Source organism: Candidimonas sp. SYP-B2681, from assembly GCF_003971065.1.
Taxonomy (GTDB): Bacteria; Pseudomonadota; Gammaproteobacteria; order Burkholderiales; family Burkholderiaceae_B; genus Pollutimonas.
The window spans coordinates 84,750-100,840 of record NZ_RYDV01000008.1; the positions used below are offsets into that span (position 1 = coordinate 84,750).

Here is a 16,091-nt window from a genome sequence, read left to right on the forward strand (position 1 = left end):
ATCCTGTGAATTCTTACTGTTTACTGGGGTCAAAATGCTTCTTGAACCCCGCCCATGCCTGATCGTAATCAGTCTGGAGCGCTTCGGACGCCAGCGCAGCTGACGTGGGACGTATAACGCGGCGTGTTTCAAACATGAACGCCATCGTATCGCGGATGTAATGAGGCTTGCTGATGTCGGCCGTTGACGCTTTTTCAAAGGTATCGACGTCGGGGCCGTGCGGACTCATGCAGTTGTGTAAGCTCGCGCCGCCTGGCGAGAAGCCTTCGGCCTTTGCATCGTAGACACCCTGAATCAAGCCCATGAATTCTCCGGCAATATTGCGGTGGAACCATGGCGGGCGGAAGGTGTTTTCCATGACCAGAACGCGTGGTGGAAAGATAGCAAAATCCATATTGGCGGCACCCGGGGTGTCGGACGGCGACGTAAGCACCGTAAAGATGCAAGGATCCGGGTGATCATAGCTGATCGAGCCTATCGTGTTGAACTGGCGCAAGTCATATTTGTACGGGGCATTGGTTCCGTGCCAGGCAACAACGTCCAAAGGCGAGTGCGACAATGACGTCCGCCAAAAGCCGCCGGTAAATTTGGCAACAAGTTCAAAGTCGCCCTCAACGTCTTCGTACCATGCCACGGGTGTCTTGAAGTCGCGAACATTAGCCAGGCCATTTGACCCGATGGGGCCTAATTCTGGCGGCCGCAATACGGCGCCGAAATTCTCTAGCATGTAGCCCCGAGCGGTTGCGTCAAGAACCTCAACCCGAAAGCGCACGCCGCGAGGGATCACCGCGATTTCGCAGGGTTCGATGTCGATGAGCCCCAGTTCGGTCGCCAGGCGTAAGCGGCCCTCTTGCGGCACGATGAGCATTTCAGCGTCGGCGTTGTAGAAGAAGCGGCCGGTCATCGAGCGGTTGGCAACATACAGATTGATGCTGACTCCGCTAAGGTCGTCGCAGTTGCCGTTGCCGGCCCACGTTGTCATGCCTTCAATGAAGTCGGTGGGAGCCGCCGGGATCTCGAGCGGACTCCAGCGCAGGCGGTTAGGCGTGACGGGGCCCGAGCCGAATTGATGTAGCCACGATGTCGCGCCTTCGAAAGGCTCGAAAGGTTTTTGTAAGGCGGCTGGATGAATGCGATACAACCAGGAACGGCGGCTCTCGGCACGCGGAACGGTGAAAGCGGTGCCCGACAGTTGCTCGGCATATAAACCATACGGGCAGACCTGCGGCGAGTTGCGACCTATGGGCAGGGCGCCCGGGAGCGCTTCGGTCGAGCAACTGTTGCCGAAGCCGGATTGATATTCAAGGGAAGTCATGTTGGATAGCTCCGTGAGAAGGCTTTAGTCAGTCTGTTCTATGGTTGCCCGTGCTTTCTGGAACGCATCGCTGACGATGTCGAGCTTACCGATGTGATTTGACAGAAGCAGTACCAAAGCCGCATTCATGGCGTGGCTTTGTTCAGTCGTCAAATCGCGGTGCGCGTCGATCAGGCGTTCATAGAATTCATCGGGCACAGAAAAGTTCGATAGTGTGGATAATTCGGTCATGGCTGCTCCGATGGGTATGAACCGGTGGCCCGATTCAACGCCAATACGATGTTTTGGGCCTTGACTGCACGCCAGCGCGCTGCAATATGCTGATCAGGCCGTAGCAGGTAGCAGGCGCCATCCCGTGCATCGTAGCGTCTGGACAGCACACCATCATGGTCGATGACCGTGTTAAGGTGGCCGGGCGCCTTATGGGCAAGATCGGAGCCTAAGACCAGCAGCACCTTGATATCAAGAGGTTGGGCGGCCAAGCTGGCCAGCTGCGCCAGTACGGCGGAATCGGGCAAGCGTACCGGGCAAAAAATAACCACAGCGAAGTGGCCGTCTAGTTGGCTTAGCCACCAACCCGGCTCGCCACCCAGCGTAACGGGGCCATCCGGCGCCACCGCGCCCAGTGGCAGGCTGCTACAGAACTCGTCGGCGTCTGGCGTGTTAAGCGTGGAATCCGTGTAAAAAGTGGGCATGGAAAGCCGGCCGCTGTTGACCAGCTTGCGTGCAAATTCGTAATTCCTGGCCAGCCGTAAAGTGGTGTTTCTGAAGAGCAGGCTGATTTCGCTTTTTGGCGTTATGAAATCCGTTGATCGTGACGAGTTCAGTATGTTTTCGTCGGCTGCCTGCTCGCGCTCGGCGGCGTAAGTATTCATAAGCGTGTCCGGGGCCAGGCCTCGCACTACCAGATCAAGCTTCCAGACCAGGTTGTCGGCATCTTGGACCCCGCTATTGGCTCCGCGCGCTCCGAAGGGCGAAACGCGATGCGCTGCATCGCCTGCAAACAGTATGCGACCGTGCCGGAATTTTTCCATGCGTTCGCAGGCGAAGGTATATACGCTTACCCATTCCAATTCGAACTGTGCATCTTGACCGAGCAGGGCACGAATCCGCGGTATGACTTTTTCGGGCTTGACCTCTTCGACCGGGTCGGCATCCCAGCCTAGTTGGAAATCAGTCCGCCATACATTGTCGGGCTGACTATGCAGTAATACCGACTGATTGGGATGAAAGGGCGGATCAAACCAGAACCAGCGCTCGTGCGGGTAATTGGCCTGGGTCTTGATATCGGCAATAAGGAAGCGGTCCCGAAAAATGCGTCCCCGGCTTTCCTGACCTATCATTTTTCGGATTGGCGAACGCGCACCGTCGCAGGCCAGCAGCCAGCCGGCTGTCAGCGTGTAGTGGCCTTCGGGCGTCTCGACAGTGACTTTTACGTGATCCCCCTGCGATTCCACCGCGATGGCTTTGTTCTTCCAGCGAAGCTCGATATTCGGATGCGTGGCGGCCTGTTCGTACAGATAGCCCTCGCAATAATATTGCTGCAAGTTGATAAACGCAGGCCGCCGGTGTCCTTTTTCTGGAAGCAGGTCGAAGTTCCAAACTTCCTGGCCCTTGAAGTAGATTCGCCCGACGTTCCAGGAAACGCCCTTGCGGACCATGCGCTCGCCGACGCCTAGCCTATCCCAGATATCTAGCGTGCGTTTTGCAAAACAAATGGCCCGCGAACCGACGGACAAACGGCAGTCGTCGTCGATGACCAAGACCCGCTGGCCGTGTTGCGCCAAATCGAGCGCCATGCTTAAGCCCACCGGACCGGCTCCGACGATGACTATGCCGTGTCGTTCGTCGCTGGCGGCTGGGCGTGGCTGGTATTCAAACTCGAGGGCCTGATAATCGATATCTCCCACCCCGATACTCCTTTTCCTGGAATGTTATGGGGTTACGTTATTTGCCTTCCAGCTGCTTCCACATTTCGATATCGCGTTCGGCGGTCCAGATTCGTGGATCGTCGTAGCCGGTGGCTTCGTCGTACGCTCGCGATACATCGAATGGCATGCAATGGTCGAAAATCACCCAGTCTGCATAGCGTGGCTTCATGAAGTCGTAGGTTTCGCGATAAATGGATTGCAGATCTTTGCCTGCGGCGACGCCGCTGTTGACGCACGAGTACAAGTCCGTCAAGAAGGCACGGGTACCAGCCAGCCCTTTGCGCACTTCTTCTGCCGATTTCAGGGCGGGGCCACGGCCGGGCACCATTTTCTCGGCCTGGAATTCGGCAAGTGTATCGAGGGTGTGGGGCCATTCGCGGAAATAGCAGTCGCCCGCATACGGTGTTGACTGATATTCGACCAGGTCGCCGGCGAACAATATGCGTTGTTCCGGTAGCCAGGCAATAGTGTCGCCTTTGGTATGGCCGCGACCGACTTGCAGGATCTGGACTTCAAGATTGCCCAGGTTGACTGTCATTTCGCCATCGAATGTGATTGTTGGCCAGGTCAGTCCGGGCGGGACGGATTCGACATTGCGGAACAAACGCGGGAAGCGGCCAATTTCGCTGGCCTTGTCCTGTTCACCGCGCTCGACGATAAGGTCGTACGTGTCGCGGCTGGCGATGATTTCCTGTGCGTGGTAGGCAGAGGCGCCCAGCACACGGACGGCGTGATAGTGGGAAAGCAGGATGTACTTGATCGGTTTATCGGTAACTTCCCTGACGCGCCGGATGACGTCTTGTGCCATCACGGGAGTAGCTTGGGTGTCGATGACCATAACTGAGTCGTCGCCGATGATGATGCCCGAGTTTGGGTCACCTTCGGCCGTATAGGCGTAGGCGTTGTCTGACAGTTTTTCGAACGATATGACCTTGTCTTCAAGGTCGGCGTGAGAGGCAAATTGTTTGCTCATTGAATTGGAGTCTCCGTGTAATGGTAAAAATATATCCCACTATTCGTTTATATGCAATGGATTCGTTATAAACGAATATAGGCCTAACGGCTTTGGCATTTAGGGCAATAATAAGTGGCACGTTGTCCCTGTACGATACGGCGTATTGGGGTGGCGCAAACGTTGCACGGCCGGTTGGCCTTTTCGTAGACAGCGGCGTGAATATCGAAATAGGCGCCTGGCGCGCCGGTGGCATTGACATAGTCGCGTAGAGTGCTGCCACCCGAATCCAGCGCGTCGCCTAGTGTTTGGAGTATGGCAGCCGTCAGTCGGCGGCATCGCTCCAGCGAAATGGTGCCGGCGGCGGTGCGTGGATTGATGCGCGCCCGGAAAAGCGATTCGGATGCATAGATATTGCCCACCCCGACCACGATATTGCCGGCCAGAAGTGCTTGCTTGATGGCCAGTGTTTTGCCTTGTAGATGGCGGTGCAAATATTCCGGCGTGAACAAAGGGTCGAAGGGCTCTATGCCCAGACGCGCCAATAGCGGGTGCAGCGCGATTGACCCATCGGCCGCGTCATGCCACAAGATGGCGCCGAAACGGCGGGGGTCGTGCAGCAGGAAACGGGCATGATCGAAGATCCATTCCGCATGATCATGTTTGCGCCGTGGCTCGTCGCTCGCGGCACGCCGCAGCGAGCCCGACATGCCCAGATGTATGATCTGTGTTCCGTGGTGGAAATTGATCAGTAGATACTTGCCGCGCCGTTCACAGCTCAGGACGGTATGGCCGCTGATCGTTTCACCAAGGCCCGCAGGTACAGGCCAACGCATGCGTGGCTCGTAGACCGTAAACTGCTTTAATACCTGGCCGGGCATGATCGTCGCTATTCCGCGACGAGTCGTTTCAACTTCGGGTAGTTCGGGCATAAAGGGGGTGATAACATCCTTAAATCTGAGTGTGTAATTTTTGCCATCTGACGCTTTATTTCGGGCGCAGCGGCGGTGGTTCTCTTTAATGAAACGTTCAATTCCTCTGCTGTTAGTGTTGTTTGCGCCTATTTTTGTTTCGTGGTCCCTTCCGGCCTATTCCGCGCCGGATGGCAAAACACGTCAACAGATCGAGCAGATACGTCTTCGTTCCGGCGAGCTGCCTGTGGTGAAGCTTAACGCCGATATGCTATATCGGATACTGGCTTCGGAAATCGCCGCGCAGCGCGGTCGTTTCGATATGGCCAGTCAAACCTTTCTCGATCTGGCCCGCGAAACATCCGACCCTCGGCTCGCCAAACGGGCGTTTCAGTTCTCCATGGCGGATCGCGATATGGCCCGATCATTGAAGGCCGCACGCGAGTGGGCTCTGCTCGCTCCCGGCGATCCCGAGGCCGTAGCCTCTGCTCTGGCCTTGGCGGCATCAAACGGCCAGACGGCAGGCTTGGCTTCTGCGCTCCGGACCCGCATAGAAAAGGCCGAAAACAAAGAGCAGGCGGTTATCCAGGCTTCTGCCATTGTCGGCAAAATGGCCGATAAGCGAGTCGCATTTGAAGTGCTCGAGAAAGCCTTGCCCCCCTCGGTCCGTTCCTTGCCCGTTGCCCATTTGGCCCTTGCTGATGCGGCGTGGGCAGCCCTCGAACCCACACGTGCCCTTCAAGAGGCGCGTCAAGCGTTGGCGCTGGATCCCGAATCCGAACCCGCCGCCCAACGGGTGCTGGAATACGGTTTAAAGGTGGATTCCATTGCCGCCATTGACGAGACCCGCGCTTATATAAAAAAGCATCCTGACAGCCGCAAACTGCAATTGATGCTCGTGAATCGCCTAGTGGATCGTCACGATTTCAATGCTGCGCTCGAGCAAGTCAACGCCATGCGCCAACGCTCACCAGAAGACTTCGATCTGCTTTACACCGAAGCGGAAGTCAATATGCGCTCCGAGCGTTATCCACAGGCGCAGGCGCTTCTTGAAGAATATATCAGTGTTCAGACCCAGCGCCGCAAGTCGATCAACGACAAGGCCACCAATGCGATGGCCGATGCCTCCGACGCGCGCTTGCTCCTGGTTCAGATTGCCGAGAAGCAGAACAGGCTCGGCGACGCTATCGCACAGCTCGACCTGATTGATGAGCCTTCGCTGCGGTTCCAGGCTCAGGTACACAAAGCGGTTCTGCAGGCCCGAATGGGAAATATCGCACTGGCGCGCCGCAGTATCGAATCGCTCAAGCCGCAAGACAATAACGAGCGCTCAGTGGTTGCCCTGACATTGGCTTCTATTTATAGGGAAGCGGGTCGGACCGACACGGCCGTGGAAATTCTTCTCAAGGCCGATTCTTCCATCCCTGATACGGCCGAAATCAAGTATGACTTGGCGATGCTCTACGAGCGTCAAGGCAAATTTCAAGAATTTGAACGCCTGATGAGGCGCGTTATAGAGCTCGACCCCAATAACGCCAACGCCTATAACTCGCTGGGCTATACCTATGCCGACCAGAATCGCAAGCTGGACGAGGCCGAAGATCTCCTGGAACGCGCGTTGGAACTAGACCCGGGCAATCCCTTTATTCTGGATAGCGTAGGCTGGTATTTGTATCGCAGCGGCGACTTCGAAGCCGCCTTGGAATATTTGCAGCGGTCATACGATCAGATGCCGTCTGCTGACGTGGCCGCTCATTTGGGTGAAGTGTTATGGGTATCCAAGCGTCCTGAAGACGCTCGGCGGATATGGCAGGCTGGCATGGCCAAAGAGCCTCAAAACGAGACATTGCTTAAAACGCTGAAACGCCTGGGAGTAACGCTCAAATGATGGCCATGCTACGCAAGCGCGGCAATGCCTGGTGGTGTGCCGGATTGCTGTGCCTTTTAATGGCTGGTTGCGCCACACCGTCGAAGATCTCCATTCCCGGCGCAGGCCCATCCTTCGATCGCGCCGGGCGCTTTGCGTTAACGGTCAACTATTTCAGTGGCAAGCAAGAAGCGGTGCAGGGCGGCTTTGCCTGGCACGATACTGGGCGCGAACTACTGCTGGATCTCACCAACCCTTTGGGTAACACTCTGGCGCGCGTCAAGGTCGAGCCTGGCAAGGCTACGTTGACGCGCAGCAATGGCAGCACCGAGCAGGCCGAACATCCCGATGCGCTGGTGGAATTGGTGTTGGGCAGCCCAATACCCGTGGCAGGCTTGCGGGATTGGTTGCGAGGCCAGACAGGAAGCTCAAGCGTTGCAGAGCTGATTTATAACGGTACGGGGCAGGTGGCCTCGTTTAACCAGAACGGCTGGCGCGTGCAGCTGTCGCGCTACGATGCCCTGGGTCCGACTTTGCTGCAGCTTAATCGCAATGACGCCAACCGAACCATCAGTGTGCGCCTGGTCGTCGACGGCGGCTGATCGGTATGGCTCTGTACGATGTGCCGGCTCCCGCCAAGATCAATCTCTTTTTGCACGTAACAGGACGCCGCCCCGATGGTTACCACTTGCTGCAAACCGCATTTCGGTTCATTGACCTATGCGATACGCTCGACTTCGACGTTCGCAGCGATGGCCGGATTGAACGTGAAGGCGAACAAATCGCCGGGCTTGCCCACGAAGATGATCTGGTCGTCAGAGCCGCGCGCATTTTGCAACAGAACACGGGTACGGCTCTAGGCGCTCAAATACGTTATCGAAAAAATATTCCTTCCGGCGGCGGGCTGGGCGGAGGCTCCAGCGACGCAGCGACGACGCTGATTGCGCTTAACCGCTTATGGAAGACCGGATTGGATCGCGCAGCGCTGATGCGCTTGGGCCTGTTGCTAGGTGCAGACGTTCCGGTGTTCATCTACGGGCAGCCTGCATTTGCCGAGGGAATAGGCGAAATTCTGTCACCGTTGATGCTGCCCGAGCGTGCATATCTGGTGGTGCAGCCGATGCAGAATGTGCCCACGGCTAATGTGTTTTCCGCAGCCAATTTGACAAGAGATTCACCTTCGGTCAAAATATCGTTCTTTACTGATTGGCAAACAATCAATGCACCACTAAACGGCTTGGAATCATGCCAGTTATTTGGACGCAACGATTTGGAATCAGTGGTTTTTGCGCAGTACCCCTTAGTGCAGCAAGTCGCAACGTGGCTTTACGGCCAAGGGCTAAACGCAAGAATGACCGGTTCCGGTGCCTGCTTTTTTGTTGAATTTGTAACGCTTGAACAAGCGACAGTGTGTCAGCAAGAAATTGTCGGTAAAATGCTGAATCGTGAAAACGACAACGCAGTGGTAATTCAAAAGGTTTGGGCTTGTTCCGGACTACTTGAACATCCGCTACGACACTGGATTAGCAGTTGAATTGGGGAATCGCCAAGCTGGTTAAGGCACTGGATTTTGATTCCAGCATGCGAAGGTTCGAATCCTTCTTCCCCAGCCACTTTTTCAAGCCATACAGGCTTGCAGTCAACGTAAAGCTGTTGAGTCGGCCCCATACAGCGGTGCTGGTCAACAGCTTTGTTGTTTAACGCAACGCCACATTTAGCGTCCATCATGACACACGACAGATTCATGATTTTTACCGGCACGGCTAACCCTCGGTTAGCGGTCGATGTTGCAAATCACCTTGATATGTCGCTCGGAAAAATGACGGTAGGTCGTTTCTCCGACGGCGAAGTCATGGTCGAAATCAATGAAAATGTTCGCGGTAAGGACGTCTTCGTATTGCAGCCGACCTGCGCTCCGACCAACGACAGTTTGATGGAAATCATGGTCATGGTCGATGCTCTGCGCCGGGCTTCGGCAGGCAAGATTACCGCTGCGATTCCCTATTTTGGGTACGCTCGCCAAGACCGCCGGCCACGTTCCGCCCGGGTTTCCATATCGGCCAAAGTTGTGGCCAATATGTTGCAGGTCGTAGGCGTGGATCGCGTCATGACGATGGATCTGCACGCTGACCAAATCCAAGGCTTTTTCGATATCCCGGTCGACAACATCTACGCCGGTCCTATATTGCTGGGCGACATTTGGCGCCGCAATTATCAGGATCTGGTCGTTGTGTCACCCGATATCGGCGGCGTAGTCCGTGCCCGCGCATTGGCCAAGCAATTGGAAGCCGACCTGGCCATTATCGACAAGCGTCGTCCTCGAGCCAATGTGTCGGAAGTCATGAATATTATCGGCGAGGTCGATGGGCGCACGTGCATCATCATGGACGACATGGTCGATACGGCGGGAACGCTATGCAAGGCTGCGCAGGCTCTGAAAGAGCGTGGCGCCGTCACGGTGTACGCTTATTGCACACACCCTGTGCTGTCTGGCGGTGCCGTTCAACGCATTGCGGAATCTGAGCTCGACGAACTTGTCGTCACCGACACGATTCCGCTGTCAGACGCAGGTCGGGCCTGCAAGAAAATTCGTCAGCTTTCCTGCGCTTCATTGCTGGGCGAAACCATATTGCGTATTTCTCACGCCGAATCGGTCAGTTCCCTTTTCGTCGATTAAAACCATACCGTTGCCTGCTGGTCGCGGCAGGCAGCAGTCGCTCGTAGCCTTTTGGCTGCGTTTACCAACGGGCTTTAAGCCCTCCCAAGTTTTGGAGTTTTTCCATGAAATTCAACGCCACTTCGCGTAGCGACAAGGGTACGAGTGCGAGCCGCCGCCTCCGCCACGCTGGCCGTGTTCCTGCCATTGTTTATGGCGGTACTGCCGAGCCTGCCAGCATCGAGCTCGATCACAACGAAATCTATCACGCTCTGCGCAAAGAATCGTTCCACGCTTCGATCCTGAGCATGGAACTCGACGGTAAGTCGTCCCAGCAAGTGTTGTTGCGTTCGGTGCAATGGCACCCATACAAACAGCAGGTACTGCACGTCGATTTCCAGCGTGTCGATGCTTCGCAAACGCTCAGCACCAAGGTGCCCTTGCATTTCTTGAATGCCGACAAGTCGCCTGCCGTCAAGCTTAGCAGCGCTATCATCAGCCACATCATGACTGACGTCGAAGTCGTTTGCTTGCCTGCAAATCTGCCTCCGTTCATCGAAGTTGACCTGGGCAACATGCTGGCTGGCACTACGCTTCACCTGTCGAACATCACTGCGCCTAAAGGCGTGGTGTTCGTTACGCACGGTGGCGAGGCCGACCCAGTCTTGGCCGCTGCACACGTTAAGGCGGGTGCCGCCACCGACGAAGCCGCTCCGGCTGCAACTCCCGAAGCGTAAGTTTTTCGTCACGCAAACACTGTTCTGATCCCTTATCGATCAGTCTGCTGTTCGGCAAAACCCCTGTCTGCAGATGCTAGGCGGGGGTTTTTTTTGTAGGCTATTCATGACTTTACCCATTCGCCTCGTTATTGGCCTAGGTAATCCCGGACCGGATTATGAGACGACGCGCCACAACGCTGGATTCTGGCTGGCGGACCACCTGGCCGACGACCTGAAGGCCAATTTTGCTCTCGAGAAGGCATTCCCGGCCTGGGTCGCGAAAGGGCGATTCGAAGGCGAGGCAGTCATCGTAGCCAAGCCCACGACGTTCATGAATCGCTCCGGCCAAGCGGCAGGCGCCTTGATGCGATTTTATAAACTTGTTCCGGAACAGGTGCTGGTCTTGCACGATGAGCTCGATCTTATGCCGGGCAATGCGAAGCTCAAGCAGGGCGGTGGGCACGCCGGCCACAATGGCTTGCGGGATATACAAGCCGCTTTCTCAAGTCCCGACTTTTGGCGTTTGCGCCTCGGTATCGGACATCCACGCACCTTGGGCCTGGCGCAGCAAGTAGCCGCTTTCGTGCTGAATCCGCCGCGCCGCGACGAACTAAAGGAGATTGAAGCCGTTATCGATCGTTGCCGCGCGATTACCCCGGCCTTGCTGCGCGGGGAATACCAACAAGCCATGAGCCAATTGCACGAGGCAAATCGTGGCTAAGGATTCCAGCTTTCGCAGCGAGCTACGCGACTTTATTGGTTTTGTCGCAAGGCCGCGGCTGGCTCCCCGGTTGCCAGGACGTCATGCCGGAAATGGATGGTGGGAAGACTGGTTTCCAAGCGTTTCCTTCGGCCGACTCCTGAAATGGGCGTGCTTCCTGTGGGCCGTCAATATCGTCTTCCTTGGGCCGATCGCCGTGACGGCCGCAGGGCTTGGCGGCGCAACGCACCGGCTGGATATCAATAACATTCCGTGGTTGCAGGCCTTACTGTGGGCCCCTGTCGTTGAAGAACTTGTATTCCGGTATGGGTTGCGTCGAATCGCCCAGGCGTGGTGGCTAGTGCCCGCCGCGGTCGCGGCCATGTTTATGGGCCCGAAGTGGTCAGCCGTTATGTTGTTAACTGCAATTTTTGCGATTTGCTGGTTGCCGTATTTATTGGGTATGGCTTATACGCGGCGTAGCCTGCCTTGGCGCTATCGAATCCGATACCGCCGTTGGTTCCCCTGGGCCTTTCACGTAGCCTCGCTGACCTTCGCAGCAGTGCACTTGTATAACTTTAATTTGCATAGCACCCCCTTGTGGCTGATGCCCTTGTTGGTTCTGCCCCAATGGCTCACTGGAATGGTGCTGGGTTGGCTGCGCGTCAAGCGCGGGATAGGTGCATCCATCTTGTTGCACGGCATCTTCAACGGCGGTCCTCTGCTGCTCGTCTGGCTGGTACTTCGCTTTGCGCCGGAAATGGCGGTGTGAAGGGAATACTATAATGGCCGTTCCATAGGCTGGCCGCACGCGATTTCGCACGCACCGCAGCGCGCATGGCGCGTCTACAATGGCTCTTTTTTGATTTTTATCTTTATCTCAGGACACTCATGGCTTTGCAATGTGGCATTGTTGGTTTACCCAACGTTGGAAAATCAACCCTCTTTAATGCGTTGACCAAGGCTGGCATTGCCGCCGAGAACTATCCCTTCTGCACCATCGAGCCGAACGTAGGTGTGGTGGAGGTGCCCGATAGCCGTTTGGCCGCGCTGGCAGAAATCGTCAAGCCCGAACGGGTCCTGCCGGCTGTTGTCGAGTTCGTCGACATTGCCGGCCTGGTGGCAGGTGCTTCGAAAGGTGAAGGCCTGGGCAACCAATTCCTGGCCAACATTCGCGAGACCGACGCAATTGTGCATGTGGTGCGCTGTTTCGAAGACGAAAACGTCATTCACGTCGCCGGCACAATCAATCCTGTTTCCGATATTGAAGTGATCAATACCGAACTGGCGCTGGCCGATTTAAGTGCCGCTGAAAAGGCCTTGCATCGTCACCAGAAAACGGCCCGCGCAGGCGACAAAGACGCCATAAAGCTGGTGGCTCTGCTGGAAAAGGTAATCCCTGTTTTGAACGAAGCGCGCCCGGTACGTGCGCTGGGTCTTGATGAAGACGACATGGCGCTGCTCAAGCCAATGTGCTTCATTACGGCCAAACCATCGATGTATGTCGCCAACGTTAAAGAGGGCGGTTTCGAGAATAATCCGCATCTAGCCGCGGTGCAGAAGTATGCAGAAGCCGAGGGCGCGCCCGTGGTTGCCGTATGTGCAGCCATCGAAGCAGACATCGCCGATCTGGACGACGAAGACAAGAGCGTATTCCTTGCCGATATCGGTATGGACGAACCCGGCCTGAATCGAGTCATTCGAGCTGGCTATAAGCTGCTTGGCTTGCAGACTTACTTTACTGCAGGCGTCAAGGAAGTCCGCGCCTGGACCATCCACATTGGCGATACGGCTCCTAAAGCGGCAGGGGTTATTCACACCGATTTTGAGCGTGGCTTCATTCGCGCTCAAACGATAGCCTACGACGACTTCATTACTTTCAAGGGTGAGCAGGGCTCCAAGGAAGTAGGAAAAATGCGCTCCGAAGGTAAAGAATATGTCGTCAAAGACGGTGACGTACTGAACTTTCTCTTCAACGTGTAAGCAAGAAGCCGGAGTCCGGCAGACGTTGATGGACACTACAAGCCCCCGGATGACAGCGTCATGCGGGGGCTTTCTTCGTTTTGGCTACTTAACGTAAAAAAATAAAGCGATTACTGACGACTGGTGCTACGCTTTAAACAATGTGCAATTTGCGAACTGAAGGCAGGTCCTTCAGCTTCCATTTATTGGTGGTCAGAGACTCGCATATATGAGGTGTTCGCCATGGCAAAAGATAAAAAGAGTGCTCCAAAGAGTGATTCTGTTGAAGGCCTGAAGCTGAAGAACAAAGACTATCTTAAAGAGTTGCGCCTACTGCATATCGAGTTGGTCAAGTTACAAGAGTGGGTGAAGCTAAACGGCGTCAAAATCTGCATCATCTTCGAGGGGCGCGACGGAGCCGGCAAGGGCGGGACGATCAGGGCGCTCACCGAGCGGGTAAGTCCACGTGTCTTTCGGGTGGTGGCGCTGCCTGCACCGACCGATCGAGAAAAAAGCCAAATGTATGTCCAGCGCTACCTGCCGCACCTGCCAGCGGCTGGGGAAGTCGTCATCTTCGATCGTAGTTGGTACAACCGTGCGGGCGTCGAGCGCGTGATGGGTTTCTGCACCAAGGAACAGGTGGTTGGTTTCCTGAAAACTGTGCCCAAGGTGGAACAGGCGATCGTCGACTCGGGCATCATTCTGCTCAAATATTGGCTCGAAGTCAGTCAGGAAGAACAGACCCGCCGACTCGAGGCACGCATCAAGGACGGACGCAAAATCTGGAAGTTGTCCCCGATGGACCTTAAGTCGTACAGCCGCTGGTATGAATACTCGCGGGCACGTGACGACATGTTCGAGGCGAGCGACTCCGGCCAGGCTCCTTGGCTTGTGGCGGATTCGAACGACAAGCGGCGGGTCCGCCTCAACATCATTTCTGACATACTCAGCCGCATCCCATACACGGATGTTGAGCGCGAGAAGATCATTTTGCCTAAGCGGCAGAAGCCCGGCGACTATCACGAATCGGATCATCCGCTCAGACGAATCACTGAAAAATTCTGAACGGTGCATTGAAGCGAATCGGTGCTGTACACCCAAAGAACCACTGCCTTTTATGAGCGATCCGGATTCTTCGCCGCCAGCCCCACAACAGGGCCGAATTGCCCGGCGCAATAGCGGTGACGATCAGAAACGATTGAGTCGCTGGCTACCTGGTTTGCGCACACTGCGCGATTATCAGCTTGTTTGGTTGCGCTACGACATCATGGCCGGACTAGTACTGACCACGATGCTCGTGCCGGTCGGCATCGCTTACGCCGTGGCCTCCGGCGTACCCGGCATCTATGGCCTCTATGCGACGATCGCGCCTCTGATCGCTTATGCCTTGTTTGGGCCCAGCCGGATTCTTGTTCTCGGCCCGGACTCCTCGCTTGCTGCCATCATCCTGGCTGTAGTCGTTCCCCTATCGAACGGTGATCCGCATCGCGCAATCGCTCTTGCGGGCATGATGGCGATTGTCTCGGGAACGGTGTGTATGCTGGCTGGCATAGCGCGCCTAGGCTTCATCACGGAGTTGCTTTCCAAGCCAATCCGCTACGGTTACATGAACGGAATCGCGCTGACGGTGTTGATCAGCCAGCTGCCCAAGCTTTTTGGATTTTCGATCGAAACCGACGGACCGCTCAGAAATCTGTGGGCGATCGCCACAGCGGTCGTGGATGGAAAAACCAACCCGACTGCGTTCACGGTCGGCGCATCTGCACTGGTCGTAATCCTGTTGCTGAAGGGCTACAAGCGCGTGCCGGGCATTTTGATCGCCGTCGTAGGTGCGACGGTCGCGGTGGGTATGCTGGACCTTGCCGCGAGCGCCGGAGTGTCGGTCCTCGGCTCCCTTCCACAAGGTTTGCCTGCGTTCGAAGTACCTTGGGTCACTCGGGCCGATATTGTCCCCGTCCTGGTCGGCGGCTGCGCCGTTGCCCTGGTATCCTTTGCCGACACCAGCGTGCTTTCTCGTGTCTATGCTGCGCGGACCAATACCTATGTCGATCCGAACCAGGAAATGGTGGCGCTCGGAGCCGCCAATCTGGCCGCCGGTTTTTTTCAGGGTTTTGCCGTAAGCAGCAGTTCGTCACGCACTCCCGTGGCCGAGGCCGCGGGCGCTAAGACCCAGTTGACCGGTGTCGTCGGTGCGCTCGCTGTTGCCTTGCTGTTGTTAGTGGCCCCGGACCTGCTGAAAAATTTACCCACGAGCGCACTGGCTGCGGTCGTGATCGCAGCGGCTATCGGGTTGATCGAGATCAGCGACCTTAGGCGAATCTATCGCATCCAGCGCTGGGAATTCTGGTTGTCGATCGTTTGCACCGTTGGCGTGGCCGTGCTGGGCGCGATTGAAGGCATTGGCTTGGCCATCGTGATTGCCATCATCGAATTCCTATGGGATGGCTGGCGTCCGTACTCAACGGTGCTGGGACGCGCTAATGGCGTCGAGGGCTACCATGACATCAGGCGCTATCCCGACGCACATCTGATACCCGGTCTGATCTTATTCCGTTGGGATGCGCCCTTGTTTTTCGCCAACGCGGAATTATTCCAGGATCGAGTACTCGACGCGGTGGCTGAGTCTTCTGGGTCGGTGCACTGCTTAGTCATTGTGGCGGAGCCGATCACCAGTGTGGATGTGACCTCGGCCGATATGTTGGCCGAACTGTACGAGACCTTGCAGGCGGCGGGTGTCGGTTTGTGTTTGGCCGAGATGAAGGATCCGGTCAAAGACAAGCTGAAGCGCTTTGGGCTTTTCGCGCGGTTTGGCGAAACGGCTTTTTTTCCGACAGTGGAGGCTGCCGTAAGAAGTTACCTCGAGAAGCCGCCGGTGGCCCATGAGGACGAGAATCGTTGAGCGGCATGCGCGGCAGCCAGAGTCTGTCCTTTTTCGAGCTTATTAAGGTTTATCAGTTCGCCCTACCTGGCGTCTAGCGTAGGCGAGTGTCTGGAGTTTTGTGTTCGGGCTTATGATTGCCTTGAGGAAGGCAAACCATGGCACGAGAGCAAAAGGAAACCCGAGGCGTTCCAAGCCAT

General features: G+C 56.1%; 15 protein-coding genes and 1 tRNA gene. 11 read left to right on the top strand and 5 right to left on the bottom strand.

Annotation, left to right across the window (positions count from 1 at the left end; genetic code table 11):
* Positions 1-13: 13 nt before the first annotated feature.
* The 5 genes from hmgA to mutM all read right to left on the bottom strand — a co-directional run bounded on the left by hmgA (position 14) and on the right by mutM (position 5,130).
* A complete protein-coding gene (gene hmgA / locus EKL30_RS16190; protein WP_126708279.1) occupies positions 14-1,315 on the bottom strand; it encodes a homogentisate 1,2-dioxygenase in 1,302 nt (433 codons plus the stop codon).
* Positions 1,316-1,339: 24 nt separating this feature from the next.
* Positions 1,340-1,546: a DUF2783 domain-containing protein gene (locus EKL30_RS16195; protein WP_126708280.1), complete on the bottom strand. Its 207-nt coding sequence runs from the start codon at positions 1,544-1,546 to the stop codon at positions 1,340-1,342.
* Complete coding sequence (locus tag EKL30_RS16200; protein ID WP_126708281.1) at positions 1,543-3,225, bottom strand: FAD-dependent oxidoreductase; 1,683 nt, start codon at positions 3,223-3,225, stop codon at positions 1,543-1,545. Before EKL30_RS16200 ends, EKL30_RS16195 begins: the two co-directional genes overlap by 4 nt.
* Before the next feature lie 37 nt (positions 3,226-3,262).
* Positions 3,263-4,219: an MBL fold metallo-hydrolase gene (locus EKL30_RS16205; RefSeq protein ID WP_126708282.1), complete on the bottom strand. Its 957-nt coding sequence runs from the start codon at positions 4,217-4,219 to the stop codon at positions 3,263-3,265.
* A gap of 83 nt (positions 4,220-4,302) precedes the next feature.
* Positions 4,303-5,130, bottom strand: a complete 828-nt coding sequence (mutM, locus tag EKL30_RS16210; RefSeq protein ID WP_126708283.1) for a bifunctional DNA-formamidopyrimidine glycosylase/DNA-(apurinic or apyrimidinic site) lyase — start codon at positions 5,128-5,130, stop codon at positions 4,303-4,305.
* Between the two features lie 88 nt (positions 5,131-5,218).
* Between mutM and EKL30_RS16215 the strand changes: the two genes are divergently transcribed.
* The 11 genes from EKL30_RS16215 (at position 5,219) to EKL30_RS16265 (ending at position 15,912) form a co-directional block, all read left to right on the top strand.
* Entirely contained in the window at positions 5,219-6,997 is a 1,779-nt protein-coding gene (locus EKL30_RS16215; RefSeq protein WP_126708284.1) for a tetratricopeptide repeat protein, read from the top strand.
* Positions 6,994-7,578, top strand: a complete 585-nt coding sequence (lolB, locus tag EKL30_RS16220) for a lipoprotein insertase outer membrane protein LolB (protein WP_126708285.1) — start codon at positions 6,994-6,996, stop codon at positions 7,576-7,578. Before EKL30_RS16215 ends, lolB begins: the two co-directional genes overlap by 4 nt.
* A gap of 5 nt (positions 7,579-7,583) precedes the next feature.
* Entirely contained in the window at positions 7,584-8,510 is a 927-nt protein-coding gene (gene ispE, locus EKL30_RS16225; RefSeq protein WP_126708286.1) for a 4-(cytidine 5'-diphospho)-2-C-methyl-D-erythritol kinase, read from the top strand.
* A gap of 2 nt (positions 8,511-8,512) precedes the next feature.
* Positions 8,513-8,589, top strand: a tRNA-Gln gene (locus EKL30_RS16230).
* 113 nt (positions 8,590-8,702) lie between these two features.
* Positions 8,703-9,653, top strand: a complete 951-nt coding sequence (locus EKL30_RS16235) for a ribose-phosphate pyrophosphokinase (RefSeq protein ID WP_199748593.1) — start codon at positions 8,703-8,705, stop codon at positions 9,651-9,653.
* A 104-nt stretch (positions 9,654-9,757) separates the two neighbouring features.
* Positions 9,758-10,369 carry a 50S ribosomal protein L25/general stress protein Ctc gene (locus tag EKL30_RS16240; RefSeq protein WP_126708287.1) on the top strand — a complete coding sequence of 204 codons (612 nt, stop codon included), beginning with the start codon at positions 9,758-9,760 and terminating at the stop codon, positions 10,367-10,369.
* 106 nt (positions 10,370-10,475) lie between these two features.
* Positions 10,476-11,072, top strand: a complete 597-nt coding sequence (gene pth, locus EKL30_RS16245; protein WP_126708288.1) for an aminoacyl-tRNA hydrolase — start codon at positions 10,476-10,478, stop codon at positions 11,070-11,072.
* On the top strand, positions 11,065-11,823 hold the full coding sequence (locus EKL30_RS16250) for a type II CAAX prenyl endopeptidase Rce1 family protein (protein WP_233583191.1): 759 nt from the start codon (positions 11,065-11,067) through the stop codon (positions 11,821-11,823). Before pth ends, EKL30_RS16250 begins: the two co-directional genes overlap by 8 nt.
* A gap of 119 nt (positions 11,824-11,942) precedes the next feature.
* Positions 11,943-13,034, top strand: a complete 1,092-nt coding sequence (gene ychF, locus EKL30_RS16255) for a redox-regulated ATPase YchF (protein WP_126708290.1) — start codon at positions 11,943-11,945, stop codon at positions 13,032-13,034.
* A gap of 222 nt (positions 13,035-13,256) precedes the next feature.
* Complete coding sequence (gene ppk2, locus EKL30_RS16260) at positions 13,257-14,078, top strand: polyphosphate kinase 2 (RefSeq protein ID WP_126708291.1); 822 nt, start codon at positions 13,257-13,259, stop codon at positions 14,076-14,078.
* Between the two features lie 52 nt (positions 14,079-14,130).
* Positions 14,131-15,912, top strand: a complete 1,782-nt coding sequence (locus tag EKL30_RS16265) for a SulP family inorganic anion transporter (RefSeq protein WP_126708292.1) — start codon at positions 14,131-14,133, stop codon at positions 15,910-15,912.
* Positions 15,913-16,091: the final 179 nt, after the last annotated feature.

Bases quoted from the DNA above. Each gene is read 5' to 3' on its own strand.
- hmgA (WP_126708279.1), bottom strand. From the start codon at position 1,315: ATGACTTCCCTTGAATATCAATCCGGCTTCGGCAACAGTTGCTCGACC.
- lolB (WP_126708285.1), top strand. From the start codon at position 6,994: ATGATGGCCATGCTACGCAAGCGCGGCAATGCCTGGTGGTGTGCCGGA.
- EKL30_RS16195 (WP_126708280.1), bottom strand. From the start codon at position 1,546: ATGACCGAATTATCCACACTATCGAACTTTTCTGTGCCCGATGAATTC.
- mutM (WP_126708283.1), bottom strand. From the start codon at position 5,130: ATGCCCGAACTACCCGAAGTTGAAACGACTCGTCGCGGAATAGCGACG.
- EKL30_RS16235 (WP_199748593.1), top strand. From the start codon at position 8,703: ATGACACACGACAGATTCATGATTTTTACCGGCACGGCTAACCCTCGG.
- pth (WP_126708288.1), top strand. From the start codon at position 10,476: ATGACTTTACCCATTCGCCTCGTTATTGGCCTAGGTAATCCCGGACCG.
- ppk2 (WP_126708291.1), top strand. From the start codon at position 13,257: ATGGCAAAAGATAAAAAGAGTGCTCCAAAGAGTGATTCTGTTGAAGGC.
- ychF (WP_126708290.1), top strand. From the start codon at position 11,943: ATGGCTTTGCAATGTGGCATTGTTGGTTTACCCAACGTTGGAAAATCA.
- EKL30_RS16240 (WP_126708287.1), top strand. From the start codon at position 9,758: ATGAAATTCAACGCCACTTCGCGTAGCGACAAGGGTACGAGTGCGAGC.
- EKL30_RS16265 (WP_126708292.1), top strand. From the start codon at position 14,131: ATGAGCGATCCGGATTCTTCGCCGCCAGCCCCACAACAGGGCCGAATT.
- EKL30_RS16215 (WP_126708284.1), top strand. From the start codon at position 5,219: ATGAAACGTTCAATTCCTCTGCTGTTAGTGTTGTTTGCGCCTATTTTT.
- ispE (WP_126708286.1), top strand. From the start codon at position 7,584: ATGGCTCTGTACGATGTGCCGGCTCCCGCCAAGATCAATCTCTTTTTG.
- EKL30_RS16205 (WP_126708282.1), bottom strand. From the start codon at position 4,219: ATGAGCAAACAATTTGCCTCTCACGCCGACCTTGAAGACAAGGTCATA.